Source organism: Zobellia sp. B3R18 (assembly GCF_018860715.1).
In the GTDB taxonomy this organism is placed as follows: Bacteria; Bacteroidota; Bacteroidia; order Flavobacteriales; family Flavobacteriaceae; genus Zobellia; species Zobellia russellii.
In genome coordinates, this window is record NZ_JAHKQG010000010.1 from 26,251 (window position 1) to 44,877 (window position 18,627).

The 18,627-nt window shown below is 37.9% G+C and carries 21 protein-coding genes and 1 tRNA gene; 13 read left to right on the forward strand and 9 right to left on the reverse strand.

Translation table 11 applies throughout. The annotated features are described in order from the left end of the window. Positions 1-14: 14 nt before the first annotated feature. Positions 15-842 (reverse strand): dihydropteroate synthase, encoded by an 828-nt coding sequence (gene folP, locus KO513_RS05395; protein WP_215912598.1) that lies wholly within the window; start codon positions 840-842, stop codon positions 15-17. 107 nt (positions 843-949) lie between these two features. Between folP and KO513_RS05400 the strand changes: the two genes are divergently transcribed. The 5 genes from KO513_RS05400 to KO513_RS05420 all read left to right on the forward strand — a co-directional run bounded on the left by KO513_RS05400 (position 950) and on the right by KO513_RS05420 (position 4,701). Next, positions 950-1,498 carry a DUF1599 domain-containing protein gene (locus tag KO513_RS05400; RefSeq protein WP_215912599.1) on the forward strand — a complete coding sequence of 183 codons (549 nt, stop codon included), beginning with the start codon at positions 950-952 and terminating at the stop codon, positions 1,496-1,498. A 1-nt stretch (position 1,499) separates the two neighbouring features. Beyond that, on the forward strand, positions 1,500-2,597 hold the full coding sequence (locus tag KO513_RS05405) for a BT_3928 family protein (protein ID WP_215912600.1): 1,098 nt from the start codon (positions 1,500-1,502) through the stop codon (positions 2,595-2,597). Between the two features lie 57 nt (positions 2,598-2,654). Beyond that, positions 2,655-3,404 (forward strand): triose-phosphate isomerase, encoded by a 750-nt coding sequence (tpiA, locus tag KO513_RS05410; RefSeq protein WP_215912601.1) that lies wholly within the window; start codon positions 2,655-2,657, stop codon positions 3,402-3,404. Between the two features lie 157 nt (positions 3,405-3,561). Further along, entirely contained in the window at positions 3,562-4,398 is an 837-nt protein-coding gene (prmA, locus tag KO513_RS05415; RefSeq protein WP_215912602.1) for a 50S ribosomal protein L11 methyltransferase, read from the forward strand. Between the two features lie 27 nt (positions 4,399-4,425). Continuing rightward, positions 4,426-4,701, forward strand: coding sequence for an ATP-dependent Clp protease adaptor ClpS (locus KO513_RS05420; protein WP_215441384.1), 276 nt, complete (start codon positions 4,426-4,428; stop codon positions 4,699-4,701). Between the two features lie 14 nt (positions 4,702-4,715). Here the strand turns inward: KO513_RS05420 and KO513_RS05425 are convergent, their stop codons facing one another. From KO513_RS05425 to KO513_RS05445, 5 genes are all read right to left on the reverse strand, one after another. Continuing rightward, positions 4,716-5,129 (reverse strand): DUF6691 family protein, encoded by a 414-nt coding sequence (locus KO513_RS05425; RefSeq protein ID WP_215912603.1) that lies wholly within the window; start codon positions 5,127-5,129, stop codon positions 4,716-4,718. Positions 5,130-5,132: 3 nt separating this feature from the next. Beyond that, positions 5,133-5,690 carry a YeeE/YedE family protein gene (locus KO513_RS05430; protein ID WP_215912604.1) on the reverse strand — a complete coding sequence of 186 codons (558 nt, stop codon included), beginning with the start codon at positions 5,688-5,690 and terminating at the stop codon, positions 5,133-5,135. 79 nt (positions 5,691-5,769) lie between these two features. Next, a complete protein-coding gene (locus KO513_RS05435) occupies positions 5,770-6,549 on the reverse strand; it encodes a hypothetical protein (protein WP_215912605.1) in 780 nt (259 codons plus the stop codon). A 50-nt stretch (positions 6,550-6,599) separates the two neighbouring features. Further along, the gene (locus KO513_RS05440; RefSeq protein WP_215912606.1) at positions 6,600-6,980 is read right to left on the reverse strand and encodes a hypothetical protein; all 381 of its coding nucleotides are present in this window, start codon (positions 6,978-6,980) and stop codon (positions 6,600-6,602) included. 193 nt (positions 6,981-7,173) lie between these two features. Next, a tRNA-Arg gene (locus tag KO513_RS05445) sits at positions 7,174-7,247 on the reverse strand. Between the two features lie 129 nt (positions 7,248-7,376). Here KO513_RS05445 and KO513_RS05450 point away from each other — a divergent pair. Continuing rightward, entirely contained in the window at positions 7,377-7,889 is a 513-nt protein-coding gene (locus tag KO513_RS05450; protein ID WP_038238646.1) for an adenine phosphoribosyltransferase, read from the forward strand. On the opposite strand, the gene KO513_RS05455 is transcribed toward KO513_RS05450, so the two are convergent. Next, complete coding sequence (locus KO513_RS05455; RefSeq protein ID WP_215912607.1) at positions 7,886-8,038, reverse strand: SsrA-binding protein; 153 nt, start codon at positions 8,036-8,038, stop codon at positions 7,886-7,888. The two genes, KO513_RS05450 and KO513_RS05455, sit on opposite strands and share 4 nt — an antisense overlap. 570 nt (positions 8,039-8,608) lie before the next feature. On the opposite strand from KO513_RS05455, the gene KO513_RS05460 reads away from it, so the two are divergent. Then, positions 8,609-9,547, forward strand: coding sequence for a calcium/sodium antiporter (locus KO513_RS05460; RefSeq protein ID WP_215912608.1), 939 nt, complete (start codon positions 8,609-8,611; stop codon positions 9,545-9,547). A gap of 127 nt (positions 9,548-9,674) precedes the next feature. After that, on the forward strand, positions 9,675-10,829 hold the full coding sequence (locus KO513_RS05465; protein ID WP_215912609.1) for a glycerophosphodiester phosphodiesterase: 1,155 nt from the start codon (positions 9,675-9,677) through the stop codon (positions 10,827-10,829). A gap of 95 nt (positions 10,830-10,924) precedes the next feature. Here KO513_RS05465 and KO513_RS05470 read toward each other — a convergent pair whose 3' ends face one another. Then, positions 10,925-11,941 (reverse strand): glutamine synthetase beta-grasp domain-containing protein, encoded by a 1,017-nt coding sequence (locus KO513_RS05470; protein ID WP_215912610.1) that lies wholly within the window; start codon positions 11,939-11,941, stop codon positions 10,925-10,927. A gap of 211 nt (positions 11,942-12,152) precedes the next feature. Between KO513_RS05470 and KO513_RS05475 the strand changes: the two genes are divergently transcribed. From KO513_RS05475 to KO513_RS05495, 5 genes are all read left to right on the forward strand, one after another. Further along, positions 12,153-14,339: a glutamine synthetase III family protein gene (locus KO513_RS05475; protein WP_215912611.1), complete on the forward strand. Its 2,187-nt coding sequence runs from the start codon at positions 12,153-12,155 to the stop codon at positions 14,337-14,339. Between the two features lie 117 nt (positions 14,340-14,456). After that, on the forward strand, positions 14,457-15,638 hold the full coding sequence (locus KO513_RS05480) for an AIR synthase related protein (protein ID WP_215441397.1): 1,182 nt from the start codon (positions 14,457-14,459) through the stop codon (positions 15,636-15,638). Between the two features lie 50 nt (positions 15,639-15,688). Further along, complete coding sequence (locus KO513_RS05485; protein WP_215441398.1) at positions 15,689-16,141, forward strand: ubiquinol-cytochrome c reductase iron-sulfur subunit; 453 nt, start codon at positions 15,689-15,691, stop codon at positions 16,139-16,141. 28 nt (positions 16,142-16,169) lie between these two features. After that, the gene (locus KO513_RS05490; protein WP_215912612.1) at positions 16,170-16,604 is read left to right on the forward strand and encodes a thioredoxin family protein; all 435 of its coding nucleotides are present in this window, start codon (positions 16,170-16,172) and stop codon (positions 16,602-16,604) included. Positions 16,605-16,639: 35 nt separating this feature from the next. After that, the gene (locus KO513_RS05495; protein ID WP_252735691.1) at positions 16,640-17,590 is read left to right on the forward strand and encodes an FAD:protein FMN transferase; all 951 of its coding nucleotides are present in this window, start codon (positions 16,640-16,642) and stop codon (positions 17,588-17,590) included. Positions 17,591-17,617: 27 nt separating this feature from the next. On the opposite strand, the gene KO513_RS05500 is transcribed toward KO513_RS05495, so the two are convergent. After that, positions 17,618-18,265 (reverse strand): ATP-binding cassette domain-containing protein, encoded by a 648-nt coding sequence (locus tag KO513_RS05500; protein ID WP_215912613.1) that lies wholly within the window; start codon positions 18,263-18,265, stop codon positions 17,618-17,620. Between the last annotated feature and the right edge of the window lie 362 nt (positions 18,266-18,627).

An 18,627-nucleotide genomic window follows, 5' to 3' on the forward strand; every position in this document is an offset into this window, starting at 1 on the left:
AAATCCATACACTTTTAACAAGGCATTAATTCTTCTGCAAGTTTAACACATTCATACGCTTCTTTAACGTCATGAACCCTTAAAATATTGGCGCCGTTCATAATTGCGGCCATATTAAGGGCAGTGGTTCCGTTTAAAGCATTTTTTGCATCGGTTTTAAGCACTTTGTAAATCATGGATTTTCGGCTTAGGCCTATAAGCAATGGATGCTCAAGATTTTTGAAAAGCCCAAGTTTTTGTAAAACTTCATAATTCTGCTCCAAGGTTTTTGCAAACCCAAACCCAGGGTCTATAACAATGTCTACAATTCCCAAGGCCTTGGCGGCATTAATCCGTTCGGAGAAATAGGAAATTATATCAACTAGAAGGTCATTGTACGTTGTTTGCTGTTGCATGGTTTGGGGTGTGCCTTTCATGTGCATCATTATGTAGGGCACACGATGTTTGGCCACGGTCAGTAGCATTTGGTCGTCCAGCTTTCCGGCGGAAATATCATTTATCATGGCAGCTCCGGCATCAAGACAGGCAGCGGCCACTTTGCTTCTAAAGGTGTCAATGGACAGAATAATATCCGGGAAGTGCTTCAGTAATAGTTCGGTTAGGGGAAGCATGCGTTTTAACTCCTCTTCTTCCGTAACATGTTCGGCACCCGGTCTGGAACTGTAACCACCCACATCTATAAAGGTGGCGCCATCGTTCAGCATTTTCTCGGTCTGCTTTAAAATGGAGTCGTTGTCCCTGTATTTTCCGCCATCGTAAAATGAGTCTGGAGTACAGTTTAATATGCCCATCACTTTTGGGGTGGATAATTGGATGAGGCGACCTTTGCAATTTAGTGTCATATATGATAAAGTTGAAGCGGTATTCCCTTGATTAACCAAGTTTAAAACACGAACTTTGAAAAATTCAGAATTTTGAGTGAAATTTACGCAAATTAGAAAGGATAGCCATGCAGAAGACTTCCGAACAATATGATGAGGTGATCAAAACCTGTAGAGACCTCTTTGAAAAGAAAATGAAGGATTACGGTAGTGCTTGGCGTATACTAAGACTTCCTTCGTTAACCGACCAGATTTTTATTAAGGCCCAGCGCATTAGGGGTCTTCAGGAAAATGAAGTTCATAAGGTGGATGAGGGCGAGCGTTCTGAATTTATTGGGATTATCAACTATTCCATAATGGCACTTGTTCAGCTGGAGAAAGGCGTGGCCGATCAACCGGACCTATCCGTAGAAGAGGCAGTGGCACTTTTTGATAAGCATGCTTTGGTTACTAAAACCCTAATGGAAAATAAGAACCATGACTACGGAGAGGCATGGCGAGACATGAGGGTAAGTTCCTTAACAGATCTTATTTTGCAGAAACTTTTACGTGTAAAACAGATTGAGGATAATAAGGGTAAGACCTTAGTGAGCGAAGGTATAGATGCCAATTATCAGGATATGGTTAACTACGCAATTTTTGCAATGATTCATCTTGGTGTAAACTCTAAATCATAATATGAAATATCTTGTTGGCATTAGCCGAGTAATCGTAGGTATACTTTTTATTATCAGTGGTTTTATAAAATTGAACGATCCGGTTGGTTTTTCGTTCAAGCTAGAAGAATATTTTAGCCCGGGAGTTCTTGATCTTACATTTTTTGAACCTCATGCACTTGCCATTTCTATTTTTGTCGTGATTTTTGAAGTGCTTTTGGGTGTGATGCTCTTAGTGGGTTTTAGGGTAAAATTTACCGTTTGGAGTCTGCTGCTCATGATTATAGGTTTTACATTTCTAACCTTTTACTCTGCTTATTTCAATAAGGTTACGGATTGCGGTTGTTTTGGAGATGCAATTAAACTAACGCCTTGGGAATCGTTTACGAAAGACATTATTCTTCTTGTGTTCATCATAATCCTTTTTAAGGGTAAGCAATATATAACACCAATAATTGGTGCCAATGCTAAAAGAATTGCTACACTTGCCTCTTTGGTTTTGTGTATTGGATATTGTGTCTATGTGTTAAACCATCTACCGGTTATAGACTTTAGACCCTATAAGATTGGGGCGAATATTAACGAAGGAATGATTGTTCCGGATGATGCTCCAAAGCCTATTTATGATTATGCTTGGCGGTTTAAGGTGAATGGAGAGGATAAAATTATAGTAACCCAAGGAGATTATCCGCAGGTAGATGGAGAATTCATTGATGTTGAAACTACAGAAGTGCAAAAGGGATACGAGCCTCCTATTCATGATTTTACCATAGAGCAGGAAGGTGTGAACCTTGCGGATACCTTGCTGCAAGAACCCAAGTTGGTCATGATTATAGCTTATGACCTTAGAAAAACCAATAAGGATGTATATTCCGAGGTGAAAAAAGTTACGGACAAGGCTATAAAGAAAGGGTATAAGGTCATTGGTATGTCCGCCTCAAATAATGAGTTGACAGGCGCATTAAGAAAAGAATATAAATTGAATTTTGAATTCTATTTCACAGATGAAACCGCATTAAAAACAATAGTACGTTCCAACCCAGGGGCTTTGGTCTTGGAGAAAGGAACAATCAAACAAAAAGTACATTATAACGATTTGGATGAGTTGGTTTTTGAATAATTTCAGAAGTCGATGAAAATGAATCAACCCCATACAATAACACTAAACACTTAAAAAATGAGAAGCAAAATTGTTGCAGGAAACTGGAAAATGAATAAAAACTTGGCTGAAACTGAAGCATTGTTGACCGAATTGGCGGCTAAGTTACCGGATACGCAGGCCGAGGTTATGGTTGCGCCAACTTATGTAAACTTGGCATCTGCCGTAAGAACTTTAGAATCTTCGGCCATAGAGGTTATTGCCCAGAATATGCACTTTGCGGAAAGTGGTGCGTATACCGGAGAAATATCTGCAGACATGTTGTTGAGTATTGGTATTGATACCGCGATAATTGGACATTCGGAAAGAAGGGCTTACTTTGGAGAGACCGATGAAATATTGGCAAAAAAAGTAAAGGCTGCCTTGGCTAAGAACATTCGTGTAATGTTCTGTTTTGGAGAGGAGCTTGAAGATAGAAAATCGGATAACCACTTTAAAGTTGTTGAAAGCCAGTTGAAAAATGCGCTTTTCTCTTTGGACGCATCGGATTGGAGTAAAATAGTTTTGGCCTATGAGCCGGTTTGGGCTATTGGAACAGGTGAAACGGCTTCACCGGAACAAGCACAGGAAATGCATGCCTTTATCCGCAAGGCCATTACGGAAGCTTATGATGCTTCAATAGCCAATAATGTTTCTATCCTTTACGGAGGTAGTGTAAAACCGGCTAATGCAGAAGAGATTTTTGGCAAGCCAGATGTAGACGGTGGTCTTATTGGTGGTGCGTCATTGGTGGCAGATGATTTTGTAGCCATTATAAAAGCAATCTAAATTTAGATTGGAACGTTACTTTAATAGCCCTTTCCCAGTTTGTGGAAAGGGTTGTTTATTTAACAAAGAAATGACCATATACTAAATAGCAAAGCCAAGGGAGTTTTGTAAGTTAACGAACGAAAAACCGACCAAACGTCGGTTAAAAAACACTAGGATGTCCAACACTATATATATTGAGTATAATTTCTCCGTAACCCCAATGCAGCCTGGTTCGGATATTTTAATTGCCGAGTTAGGCGAGGTTGGTTTTGAGAGTTTTGTGGAAAATGAAGATGGAGTGTTGGCCTATATTCAGAAAGACGACTGGAACGAGAGTATTCTTGAAACGGTTGAAATTCTGGATAATGAGCTGTTTACCGTAAACTTTGCTGTAAAAGAGATTGAACAGGAAAACTGGAATGCCACTTGGGAAGAGAATTTTGAGGCAATTCAAGTAGCGGACCAATGTGTTGTTCGTGCTCCGTTTCATGAAAAGCCCAATGTGCAGTATGATATTGTTATTGAACCTAAAATGAGCTTTGGTACCGGACATCATGAAACCACTCATATGATGCTTCAGTTTATTTTGGAAAATTATTTTGAAGGAAAGGACGTTTTGGATATGGGTAGTGGTACCGGAGTTTTGGCCATACTGGCGGCAATGAAAAATGCCGGTCATGTAGATGCTATCGATATTGATAATTGGTGCTATTTGAACGCCAAGGAAAACGTAGAACGTAATAATTGTGGACATATTTCCGTTTTTGAAGGTGATTCTTCGCTTTTAGGTAAACAGAAATATGATATCATTCTAGCGAATATCAATAGAAATATTTTGCTGGCGGATATACCGGTGTACGCTGAAAACTTAAGGGAAAACGGAATCCTATTCTTAAGCGGTTTCTATGAAGAAGATATTCCCTTAATTTCGGAACAGTGCCTGAAGTCAGGGTTAAAGTTTGAAAAAAATCTGAAAAAAAATAATTGGGTTGCAGTAAAATACGTATTTTAGAAGGGTATACTATTTTAAATTGATTGTATGAGTTTCAAAGAAAAAGTATCGGAAGAGCTACTATTAGAGGAAGAAGTAGTAAAACAAAATGAAATTGTTGTTTTTAATGATGATGTAAATACTTTTGACCATGTTATAGAAACTTTGGTTGATGTATGTGATCATACACCTGTGCAAGCGGAGCAATGCTCCCTTATTGTACATTACAATGGTAAGTGTACCGTAAAGACAGGTGAGTACAAAGATTTAGAACCTAGATGTAGCAAATTGCTACAGGCGGGTCTAAGTGCGGAAATCGTCTAGGATTTCTATAGGTTTTAGTGTGGAAGTTTGTTTCTAAGCACGCCATAGGCAAATGTGCCAAGCGTGGCGGCCGCTATAACAATGAGCATACTAAAGAACCCAGCTCCTAAGAGTATATACATAGGGCCCGGGCATGCACCCGCTAGCGCCCATCCTAATCCAAATATGGTACCGCCCAATATATAACGGATAAAACTTTTATCTTTAGGGGGAAGATTTATTTCTTTCCCCTCTATACTTTTTACACGGAATTTTTTAATTGCCCACACGGAAATAGCTCCTAGTACCACGGCCGAGCCGATGATTCCATACATATGAAATGATTGAAACTTGAACATTTCAAATATTCGGTACCAAGAAACAGCTTCTGATTTAACCAATACAATGCCAAAAAATATACCAACAAGTAAGAATTTTAGAAACTTCATGCCTTAAAAAATTAGGGGTAATAGAAAGTGTGTCATAATAAGTCCTCCTGCAAAAAAGCCGATAACGGCAATTAAAGAAGGTAGTTGAAGGTTGCTTAAGCCGGTAATGGCGTGCCCAGAAGTACAGCCACCGGCATAACGGGTCCCAAAACCAACTAGAAAGCCACCTACTATTAAAACAGCCAGGCCTTTTAAAGTCAATACGTGGTTCCAATCATAGATTTCGGCCGGTAGCAAGGAAGTGCCGGCATTTTCAAAACCCAGTTCTTTTAGGTCCAATACGGTTTGTGGGTTAAGTTCTATAGCAGAACCATCCGATAGAAAGTTAACGGCAATAAAACCACCTATAATAGCACCAAGTACTACAGTAAGGTTCCATCGTTGCGCTTTCCAATCAAACTTGAAAAAATCGGAATATTTTCCAGCCCCTCCAATACTACAAAAAGTTCTTAGGTTAGAAGACATGCCAAAAGTCTTTCCAAAATAGATGAGAAAAACCATCACCAAGGTGATTAATGGACCAGAAATGTACCATGGCCAGGGTTGAAGTATGCTATCCATATTAAAAATTTGTACAAATGTAAAGCTAAAGCGTTTAGGGTAGTGTAATAGATGTTACATTGACAAGTTGTTTGTACTTTTACTTGGCTAAATCGGATTTTCTAATTTTCTTTTGTAGCCCATATTTACTGCATATATCTTTTATTAAATCTATATACCAATCTGCGGATAGAGGACTTATGACTATTTCTGATATTAAATCATTTAGATTTACGATTAAATTTTTTCCATATTTAAATTTTTCTGTGTTCCAGTCATAGGAAAATCCATGTCCGTATTTGACAACATGAATTAGTCTAATTTCATTTTCGTATTTATAAGCTTCATGTTTATGTGTTATAGGGTGCATTCTATTGCCATGAGGCATACTGTCTGTATCATAATTTATATAGTTAACTTCACTCAAGCTTAAATTTTCTGGGGTGTGTTCAAAGGCATTTTCGATTTTGTGTATATTCGATTTAATCATTATACCTTTATTGAAATCTGAATAAATTTTCCATAATGCTGAGGATTCAGAATCATATTTATTCCAACAACAAACACAACTTACAGATTTAAATTTTCTATCAGCGTCAATGCTTATTTTTACTTTTTCATCTAGTTCTTCTTCTGATAACTTAGGTAAATTAGCACTCAATGAACGCTGTTTCTTAAAATTTCGCTTTCTACGTTCTATATTAAATTTTGACGTAGTTCCTTCAAAATGGTCTTCTAGTTTATCCAGACGACAAAAAAATAAAGAGTTTAAAGAAAGTAGAGATATGAATTTGGTAAGGTCTAAGTATTTAGCAATGGTATAATTGGTTTTTGGGTAATATACCAGGCTGGAATCTACTACGGATTTGATTATAGGCATTGCGGTGAATTATTTAAGGGTTAGTAGACTATAGTCTTTGTCTAAAAGTTTTATTGTTTACTTAATAACTGGTCCAGTTTAGATTCTATTCTATCCAGTTGATCTGGAATATCCAATATTCTCTTTATTTTAGAGATATCAGTATCAGTCTGAATAGGAATATTTAATTTATTCGCCTGAGATATGATACTGTTGTCATCAAGTAATACAGGAAGTTCGCCTTCTATTAGATAATCATTGTTAATATTTGGGAATGTGTTTACTATTTTCCTAACCATATTGGTGTTAAGTTTTGATTTTCTCCTTGGGTCTAGCACGTGATATACGGAAGAATGGCTTTTGTACCCAAGTTTTTGGCTAAAAGCATTGGCGGTTAAATTGAGTGCATTTAAAACTGTTTGAAGTTTTTCTGAGTCAGATTTTTTGTTCATAATACAGGTTTTTAAATAATTGTTTACACAAGTAAAATTATAATATTATTGTGTAAACACAATAAAAATACAATATTATTTGTGTTAATGATGTTTTGGTGTGATTTATAGTAAAGTCGGGAAGGTTTCGGACAAATGGACGGTTTTAAAAGTAAAAAACCCCTAGAAACGGGTGTTTCAAGGGGTTTTGAAGTGATCCTGACAAGATTCGAACTTGTAACCTTCTGATTCGTAGTCAGATGCGCTATCCAGTTGCGCCACAGGACCAATAAAAAGTATTCAGTTAGATTTTCCAAAAGGGAAATAAAAAGGAACTTATTACAGCCAGCTTTTTATCTAACGGGGTGCAAATATATTTCTTTTTACATTTACGGCAAAATATAAGTTACATATTAAATGGATTTAAAAACCTTTATTAGAGATATAGACAATTTTCCGAAGGAAGGAGTCGTCTTTAAAGATATAACACCGCTGTTGGCAAATGCCCAGGCCATGCAATATACATTAGATAAACTTCTTGAAATGGTGGGTGATGTTCCTATAGATAAAGTAGTAGGAATGGAAAGCCGCGGATTTTTTTTCGCACCTCTTTTGGCGCAAAAACTAAATGCCGGATTTGTTCCTGTACGTAAGCCAAACAAATTACCTGCAGCAAAAACCAGTCAGACTTATGATTTGGAATATGGTACCGATACCTTAGAGATTCATAGCGATGCAATTCTCGCCGGCGAAAAGGTACTGGTTCATGATGATGTGCTGGCTACAGGTGGCACAGCAAAAGCTACATGCGATTTAATAAAGCGTCTGGGCGGTGAAATAGTTCAATGTAACTTTTTAATTGAACTCGACTTTTTAAACGGAAGGCATAAATTAGGTGATATTCCTATGAGGGCTCTTTTGAATTATTAGTCCAATGCCCGGGTGGTAACAAAATAGCGCCAGCCAATTAAAGCCATCTGAAGTTTTGAAGCTTTAGAAAGGTCTAGACCTTTTTTAGAAAAGGAGGGGAGTAGTAATTGGTTTACTTTGGCAAGAAATTTAAAAAATGCTTTTTTCATCTGCTAGTTTATCTCATCTACTAACTTATTGAAAATAAAGTAAAAGACCGTCATATGACGGTCTTTTTATTATATAGGCCTATATGATTTAACTTACGCTACTATCGTGATCAGCGATACTAGAATTAATAATAGAAGTTTAGCAAGTGTAATCATAATTAGGGGTTTTTAGGGTTAATAGATAGCTGGTAATAATCGATTATCCAATCAAGATAATTAAAAGAAATGTGCATTTCCTAATGAATTGATACGAATTATTCAATTTGAATGCGGTTTTATAAGCGTATAAATGAATTAAGTTTATAATTTGAAAATTTACTCTTCAGTAAAGTTTTAAATTGAAATTTAAATGAGCTTAAAGTGTTCTAGAGTGTAATGTGTGAAGGGGTGTTTTTAGAGCTGTTTTATTTTTTAAGCATAGTTTTGGTTAAGAATTGATGTTTTTTGGGTAAAACCATTTTGGGCAGTAAGTTGTTTTACAGTAAATGATGCTTGGCTGGCCTGGAAAGAAAGCTATCAATAAGTTAAAATGTTATATATCTTTGTTCCATAATACCCTGAAACCAGTACATGCAAAATCTTCTTTTTATTGTTCTAGGCCTAGCACTTTTAATTTCCGGCGGTAACTGGCTTTTAAAATCGGCTGTGGCACTTTCATTACGATTGAATATTCCAAAAATTGTTATAGGTATGACGGTGGTGTCCTTTGCTACCTCCGCTCCTGAGCTTATTGTTAGTATTAAAGCTGCTCTTGATGGTTTCCCGGATTTGGCATTGGGCAATGTAGTAGGGTCCAATATAGCCAATTTAGGACTGGTATTGGCGGTAACCGTACTTATGGGAAGTATAGATGTGCGTAAGACATTTTACACAACAGATTGGCCTGTTATGATGGTTGCGTCATTGCTTTTTTTCGGGTTTATATTTTTTGATGGAGAATTACAGCAGTATGAGGGAATAATTATGGTTGTAGGTTTATTTCTGTTCTTGGTGTATTTACTCCGTTTTCAAAAGCAGGCCGTTGAGGATGAAGCGCCCGAAGATGATGAACCTTTGCCTTTATATAAATTGGTATTGTTTTTAGGACTTGGGGGTACAGCGCTTTGGGGCGGCTCGGAACTGCTTATTAACGGGGCTGTAGGTTTGGCTACACTATACGGTGTTAGTGAGCGTGTAATTGCAGTAACGGTTGTTTCTGTTGGTACAAGTATACCGGAATTGGCCGCATCTGTAATCGCAGTTATTAAAAAAGAAAAAGCAATCTCCTTAGGTAACCTTCTTGGGTCCAATATTTTTAATCTTCTAGCGGTATTGGGAATCACTTCTATAATCACCCCTATTAAAGTGGTAGATGAAGGGTTGTTGAGTAATGATATTTTTTGGATGCTAGGTATTTCTTTTCTTATTCTTCCTTTGGTGTTCATTCCTAAAGGTTTGCGTTTGGGATGGCGAGACGGGTTGGTTTTGTTAGCTTGCTATATCACCTTTGTTTATATTACGGTTTCATAAGTCTCTTTTCTGCTTATTTACAATTTCCTAAAGATTTCTATATCTAATCGTATAGATATGGTAACTTAAATTAACCCTTGGCTAATATGTGTTTTGTTGTTTTAGTGTCAAATTAAAAACCACTAAAATGAAAAAAATGAAATTGTTGTCAATGGCCGGATTATGCTTTTTATCCTTATTTACTTCTTGCGATAAGTTAGATGATTTTATCGGAGGAGGAGCTCAGGACAAGGAGCGTAAAGAGCCATTGGTAATAGCGCACAGGGGCGCACAGTCTATTTACCCTGAACATACCTTAAAGGCTTACGCAAAAGCTATTGAAATGGGGGCGGACTATATAGAGCCAGACTTGGTTATGACCAAGGATAGTGTTTTAGTTGCAAGACACGAACCGTTTATCTCGGGTACCACCAATGTTGCGGATTTACCGGAGTTTGCTGATTTAAAAACTACCAAAAACTTAGACGGAAAGGAAATAACGGATTGGTTTGTGTCCGATTTTACTTTGGAGCAAATCAAAAAATTAAAGGCTAAGCAGGCCCGTTCCGATCGTTCTAATAGTTTTGATGGTATGTTCCAGATTCCAACTTTGGACGAAATCATCGCCTTGGCAAAATCAAGAAAAACTACAAAAGGAGAAAAAGTAGGGATATATCCAGAAATGAAGCATCCGTACTTTCACAATCAATTGGGGCTTGCTATTGAAGATGCTTTGTTAGAGAAGTTGTCCGAAGCAAAATTAAATTCTTACCATTCGCCTGTATTTGTACAGTGTTTTGAGGTGGCTCCTTTGCAGTACATCAACTCAAAGTCAGATGTAAAGTTGGTTCAACTTATATCAACCTATAATGTAAATGCAGATGGTACGTTAGATTTTAATGTTCCTGAGGGCGATTTTATTTCGTATGCCGCTCCTTTTGATTTTTATGCCAATGGGGATGCTAGAACTTATGAGTATTTCTCTACGGAAGAAGGTATGCGCTTTGCTTCTGAATATGCAGATGGTATAGGACCATGGAAACCTTTTGTAATTTCCTTTTCGAGGGATGAGAGTGGGGCGATTACTGTTCTGCCAAAAACCGATTTTATTGATTTGGCCCATAAGTATGATTTAGATGTACACCCTTATACCTTTAGAAACGAAGATGAGAAGTGGAGCAAGGGTAATGCTCAAGCTGAATATCACTTGTTCTTTGATGCCGGTGTAGATGGTGTTTTTACGGATTATACGGATGAGGCCGTAAATGCAGTGCGTACTTGGGAAGGATTTAAGGAGGATTAAATTCTCCTATTAAAATAACTAGATGTAAAAAAAACGTCCGAACCCATGGGTTCGGACGTTTTACATTATGTCAACAACAAAAAAATTATATGCAATTATACATCTGCAGACTTAACTGTCTTGATGATTCTACCTGCAATTTTGTATGGATCACCGTTAGAAGCTGGTCTACGATCTTCTAACCAACCTTTCCAGCCTTGTTCAACTGTAATGATTGGAATACGTATAGAAGCACCTCTATCTGAAATACCATAACTAAAGTCGGTAATAGAAGCAGTTTCGTGAAGACCGGTCAAACGTTGGTCGTTAAATTCACCGTAAACGGCAATGTGCTCTTTTACTACTGGACGGAAAGCCTCACAAATTTTCTCGTAAGTTTCTTTATCGCCACAAGTTCTTAATGTGTTGTTAGAGAAGTTGGCGTGCATACCAGAACCGTTCCAATCCATGTCTTTTCCTAATGGTTTTGGGTGGTACTCAATATAGTAACCATGTTGCTCTGTTAATCTATCTAAAAGGTATCTAGCAACCCAGATTTCATCTCCGGCTTTTTTAGCGCCTTTAGCAAATAATTGAAACTCCCATTGTCCAGAAGCAACCTCTTGGTTAATTCCTTCAAAGTTCAATCCTGCATCAATACAAAGATCAGCGTGCTCTTCTACGATATCTCTACCGTGAGTGTTTTTACCACCTACGGAACAGTAGTACATTCCCTGTGGAGCAGGGTAACCACCAATAGGGAAACCTAAAGGAAGTTGAGTGGCCGTATCCATAATAAAGTATTCTTGCTCAAACCCGAACCAGAAATCGTTATCATCATCATCAATAGTTGCTCTACCGTTAGATACATGTGGTGTCCCATCGGCATTTAAAACCTCGGTCATTACCAAGTATGCATCTCTACGTGCAGGATCTGGGTAAATGGCAACTGGCTTTAATAAACAATCTGAAGATCCACCTTCTGCTTGTCTTGTTGAACTTCCATCAAAAGACCACATTTCACAATCTTCTAATTTTCCTCCAAAATCGTTTACGACTTTGGTCTTGCTACGCATGTTCTGTGTAGGGAAATATCCATCCAACCAGATGTACTCTAATTTAGTTTTGCTCATAATTACGGTAATTAATTTTAAATTTAAAGACAAACAAAAATATGTTTTTTGTTGAATTATACTAATTTTTAGGGGGGTAAATATCAAAAAATTGAGTATAATTTAGGATAGCCCTATTTTTGACAGGGTATTTTGTGGTAAGTTGATTATTTTAAGTTTTTATTATTAAATCGTTAATCCTTATTTTAGCCGTTCAAAATTTTGTAAAAGTATGTCTAGACAGCGATTTGATGCTATTGCCGAGAGCAGAAAGAGAGAGCGTATAAATGTTGATGAAAAGGGCCGTAGATCGGAGCTTTTTGCCAGCAACGTCTTCAATAGTGAACGAATGTTGCAATATCTTACCAAAGATGCATTGGCAAGTGTGCAGGGTGCTATTTTTTCAGGTTCAAAAATTGATAGAAAAATAGCGGACCAAGTAGCCGAGGCTATGAAATGTTGGGCTATTGAAATGGGGGCAACCCATTATACACATTGGTTTCAACCGCTTACCGGAGCTACAGCGGAGAAGCATGATGCTTTTTTTGATTTGATGCCTGATGGCAGGGCTTTGGAAAAGTTTGGCGGCGGACAATTGGTGCAGCAGGAACCAGATGCTTCCAGTTTTCCCAGTGGAGGAATAAGAAATACTTTTGAGGCAAGGGGGTATACGGCATGGGATCCAACTAGTCCCGCGTTTGTGTATGATACTACCCTATGTATACCTACAATTTTCGTTTCCTATACGGGAGAGGCTTTAGATAATAAGGCGCCTTTGTTACGTGCGCTAAGTGCGGTTGATGAAGCGGCAACGGCAGTTGCCCGATACTTTGATAAAACCGTGGTTAAGGTAAACGCAACATTGGGATGGGAACAGGAATATTTCCTAATAGACAAAGAACTTGCTTTTTCTCGCGTAGATATAAATTTAACCGGTCGTACTTTGGTGGGGCATTCTGCGGCTAAAGGTCAGCAGTTAGATGATCATTATTTTGGCGTAATACCGCTACGGGCCATTAATTTTATGAAAGAGTTGGAGGTGGAGTGTATGCGCCTTGGTATTCCGGTTAAAACAAGACATAACGAGGTGGCTCCCAATCAGTTTGAGTTGGCCCCGGTTTTTGAGGAAGCCAATTTAGCGGTGGATCACAACCTTCTTTTAATGGATGTGATGGATCGTATAGCCGATAAACATCATCTAAAGGTACTTTTTCACGAAAAGCCGTTTGCCGAGATTAATGGGTCCGGTAAACATAATAATTGGTCATTGGCCACAGATACGGGAGTAAACCTTTTAAGTCCGGGTTCTACGCCCATGAAAAACCTTCAATTTTTGACCTTTTTTATAAACACGATAAAGGCGGTTGATACGTATGAGGAGTTGTTGAGGTCTTCCATTGCATCGGCTAGTAACGATCATAGGTTGGGGGCAAATGAAGCACCACCGGCAATTCTATCCATATTCGTAGGTAAGCAGTTAGGTAGTGTTCTAGATGAGTTGGAGGGAGTCTCCAAAGGCAAATTATCACCGGAGGAAAAAACAGAACTTAAACTCAACGTAGTTGGGAAAATACCGGAAATATTACTGGATAATACGGATCGTAACCGTACATCGCCCTTTGCGTTCACCGGAAATAAATTTGAGATGCGAGGCGTTGGTTCAAAGACCAATTGCGCCAAGCCTATGACTATTCTGAACACCATAGTCGCTAAGCAACTACAGGACTTTAAAAAGGAGGTAGATGCATTGGTAGACAAAAAGAGCCTGAAGAAAGATGAGGCTGTTTTTAATGTACTCCGTGAGTATATTAAAACCTCTAAGCGCATTCGTTTTGATGGCGATGGCTATAGCGATGAATGGGAAAAGGAAGCAAAACGAAGAAAATTAAGTAACAATAAAAATACGCCGCAAGCCTTACAGATTCTGACCTCAAAGGAAAGTCTGGACCTTTTTGAGTCTATGGGCGTTATGAGTGAAAAAGAGGTTGCTGCTAGACAGGAAGTAGAGCTAGAGGCCTATATATTACATATTCAGATAGAAGGTAGGGTTTTTAATGAATTGGTGTACAATCATATAATTCCATCGGTTGTTGAGTATCAGAATATGTTGATTAAGAATGTTTTGGGCCTAAAGGAAATCTATGGTGCGGCACACCGTAAGTTAACAGACGGACAGTCCGGAATTATTGAGCAAATAGCGGAACATATTGCCGAGCTAAAAAAACAAACGGATGCTATGACCGATGCTCGAAGAAAAGCCAATAAATATACGGACACCCATAAAAAAGCTTTTGCATACAGTGATAATGTAAAACCTTATTTTGATGAGATAAGGATGCACTGTGATAAGCTGGAAAGGTTGGTAGATAATCGCTTTTGGCCATTAACCAAGTACAGGGAGTTATTGTCTATTAAATAAAGGCATGGTATAGGTATTCAGTGAAAATTCTTCTGTATTTAAGAACTTTTGGAAAGTTTTTTTTGTCAAGCAAGGATTATTCGGTGAATACCTTATTTTTGCCAAAAAGCCGTAATAATGAGTTCGTCTACTAGTGAAAGATATAGCCAAAGAGGGGTTTCGGCCTCAAAAGAAGATGTGCACAATGCCATAAAAAACATTGATAAGGGACTCTTTCCAAAGGCGTTCTGTAAAATTGTTCCGGATTATTTAACCAATGATGAAGACTATTGTTTGGTAATGCACGCAGATGGGGCAGGAACAAAATCTTCGTTGGCCTATATGTACTGGAAAGAGACCGGAGACTTATCCGTTTGGAAAGGTATAGCACAAGATGCCCTTATCATGAACATAGATGATCTTATCTGTGTGGGAGCTACGGATAACATTATGCTTTCCTCTACTATTGGGCGTAATAAAAACTTGATTCCGGGAGAAGTTATATCCGAAATCATAAACGGCACCGAAGAACTCATAAAAGATTTGGCATCCCATGGGTTGACCATTCGTTCTACGGGGGGAGAAACTGCAGATGTAGGTGATTTGGTTCGGACTATTATTGTAGATTCTACGGTTACGGCGCGTCTAAAGAAAGCAGATGTCATAGATAATGCCAATATAAAGGCAGGAGATGTTATTGTTGGTTTGGCCTCCTTTGGTCAAGCAACCTATGAAAAGGAGTACAACGGGGGTATGGGCAGTAACGGGTTGACTTCTGCGAGGCACGATGTTTTCTCTAAATATCTTGCTGAGAAATATCCAGAGAGTTTTGATGCTTCCGTACCAGATGATTTGGTGTATTCAGGGAGCACAAAATTAACGGATAAAGTTGATGAAAATGTACCATTGGATGCGGGTAAATTAGTATTGTCACCTACCCGAACGTATGCACCTATCGTAAAGAAAATTTTAAACAAATATTCTTCCCAGGATATTCATGGTATGGTACACTGTAGTGGTGGTGCGCAAACTAAAATTCTACACTTTGTAGATGAGCTTCATATTATAAAGGACAATCTTTTTCCTGTGCCACCTCTGTTTAAATTAATTCAAGAACAATCCGGTACGGACTGGAAAGAAATGTACCAGGTGTTCAACTGTGGTCATCGTCTTGAGATTTATACCAGTGAAGCCGTAGCCAAAGATCTTATTGCAATTTCCGAAAGCTTTGGTGTAGATGCTCAAATTGTAGGTAGGGTAGAGGCAAGTCCTTCTAAAAAACTGACCATAGAGAGTACTTATGGCAAGTTTGTCTATTAAAGCATACGAATCGTTTCAATACTTCGTTTTCTATAGTAAACAGTAGTACTATGGAGAGAAAACAGTTCTTAAAAACCCTAGGGGCCAGTGCAGCTTTTGCCTTGGCTTTTCCATGTTTACATGGCTGCTCTAGTGACAGTGGCGATGATGGGGAAGCAGAGGGAAACACCCCAATACCTACTGGAATAGATTTCACTCTTGATTTGGACGCTCCGGAAAATGCGAAACTAGCCAGTAATGGCGGTTTTGTTTTGAAAAATTTAGTGGTGGTGGCTAAAAATTTGGAAGGAGAATTTGTTGCAGCCAGTCAAGTTTGTAGTCATCAGGGATATGAAGAAGTGCGTTTTGCCAATTTGCATGGAGGTATTTTTTATTGTGATGTGCATGGTTCGCAATTTGAGCAAGATGGTACTCCAAAGAACAAGGTAGACAGTGCTACACCCAAGGCATTGAAAATTTTTAAAACCGAATTAACGGATAATATGCTACGCGTATTTGAATAAATGGCATTGAATTTGTTTTAACCCAGATATGAAAAAGGTCGTATTCTTACTATGCATGAGTTTTGTTAGTTCTCTTTTTGCCCAAAATTGGCAAGAGAACTATACAGAAGCCCAAGCTCTGGCAAAAGAAACCAACAAAAACCTATTATTGGTTTTTGCTGGGTCAGATTGGTGTGCGCCTTGCATAAAACTGGAAAAGACTATTTGGGAATCTGCAAATTTTAAACAGTTTGCAAAGACGGATTTGGTGCTCTATAAGGCGGATTTTCCGAGAAAGAAAGCCAATAAGCTTAGTAAGGATTTAGTTATTCAAAATGCAGATTTGGCAGAACAATATAACCCACAAGGGCATTTTCCTTTGGTTGTTCTTTTAAATGAAGAAGGTAAGGTTTTAGGGAATACAGGGTATCTTAAACTTACTCCGGAAGCGTATGTAAATCACTTAAAGACTTTTTTAAAGTGAGGAAATTACTATGCATAATATCTTTTTTTTGTCTTTTGAGCAATTTTGCTCAGGAGAAAAAACTGGTTACCGTACATAAGGCCATGGAGCTTATGGGTACCCGGTTTGATATAACCGTTGTTTCCGCCAATGAGGATTTAGGTTATATAAATATAGAAGAGGCTACTGCGGAAATTAAGCGTATTGAGAATATGATCTCTGCATGGAACCCGGAATCAGAGACTTCATTGATCAATTCAAATGCCGGAATAAAACCGGTAAAAGTAAGTCTGGAATTATTTATGTTGATAGAGCGGGCCAAACAGATTTCTGAAATAACGGATGGTGCTTTTGATATTTCTTTCGCTTCTATGGATGTCGTTTGGAAGTTTGATGGGTCAATGGCAAAAATTCCTACTCCGGAAGAAGTTAGCGCTTCCGTGAAGAATGTAGGCTATGAAAAAATAATATTGAATCCTGTAGATCATACCGTATATCTAAGTCAAAAAGGTATGAAAATATCTTTTGGGGCTATTGGTAAAGGGTATGCGGCGGATAAGGCCAAGGAGCTTTTAGTGTCCAAACAAGTGTTGGGAGGTATCATCAATGCCGCTGGAGACCTTACTACATGGGGTACAAAAGCAACTGGAGAAAAATGGCTGATAGGTATAGCCAATCCATTGAGTGATGAAAAAATATTTTCTTGGCTGCCCATTGTTGAGTCCTCAGTAGCCACATCGGGGAATTCTGAAAAATATGTTCTTTTTGATGAGGTTAAATACTCGCATATTATAGACCCTAGAACCGGTTATCCTACAACAGGGGTCAACAGTGTTTCTATTTTCGCCAAAAGCGCAGAATTATGCGATGCACTGGCAACTGCTGTGTATATTATGGGTAAAGAAGATGGTCTTGCGCTAATAAATCAATTGGGCGGTACCGAGGTTATTCTGGTAGATGCCAGTAATGAAATCTATAAAAGTAGTGGTATTTTGTTGAATGATTAGAAACCATAATTCTGGGGTGTAAATATGTTATGGAATATATCCCATAGTCTTTGAATCGGTTTCTGAATGTATTTGCCTGCTGCGTCCTTCTTTTAATAAGTATACGGAATCACTCATTTCTATGATTTCTCTGTAAAAATGGTCGGTCAAAATTATGACCTTGTTTTTCGATTTTACTTTGATTAGTTGTTTTATCCTTTCTACATATACAGGAGCTATAAATGAAAAAGGCTCATCTAATAAGATTATTTTTTTATTTGAATCAATTGTTAAATAAGTTTCTATGACTCGTCGCTCGCCTGAACTCAACTTGTTTACAATTGTTTTTTCATACTTCTTAAACGATGGAAAAAGGGTAGTGAACGAATTCCAGTCCGAGTCAAAGAGGGAAAATGCCTTGTTTAGTTTTAAGTTTGATGGGAGTAACCGGTGTTGGGGTAAATACGCAGCTATTCCTGTTTTGTATAGTTCTTTTTTTAAATGATTGCCATCAATTCTGATATTGGAATATTTTGCAGTCAAGGTTCCAAACAAAATTTGAATCAAAGATGTTTTTCCGCTCCCGTTTCTTCCTAGTATTCCTGTAATCTTTCCTGTTTCGGCCTTAAGGTAGACACCGTACAGAATTCGTCTGTGTTTGAAACTTAGCTCTATATTGTCTATTTCAACTATCAAAATAGAAAATTAAGGATTGTAATGGTGATTATTGTATGAAGGATATCCATGCAAAAACAGAGAAAGAACAATTGACCGGGGGAGATTCCAAAGTTTTTATAAAAAACGAGTTTTTGCGATAATGAGCGTGAAAAAGTAAAAAGAAAGTACAGAAAGAATAAGATAAATTTTGCAATCAGAATTTTTATTGATGCCTCAGGAAGGCTGGTGGGTTCAAGGGAGAAGTACTGGATTAAGGTGATTATTATGGAAAAAACCATCAACGACCGGTAAAAGATAAAAGCCAATCGGTAAGTACGTAGATGGAAAATGCTTTTCATCAAAATAAAGGGATATCAATAAATGTACAAATTTGTCGTAAA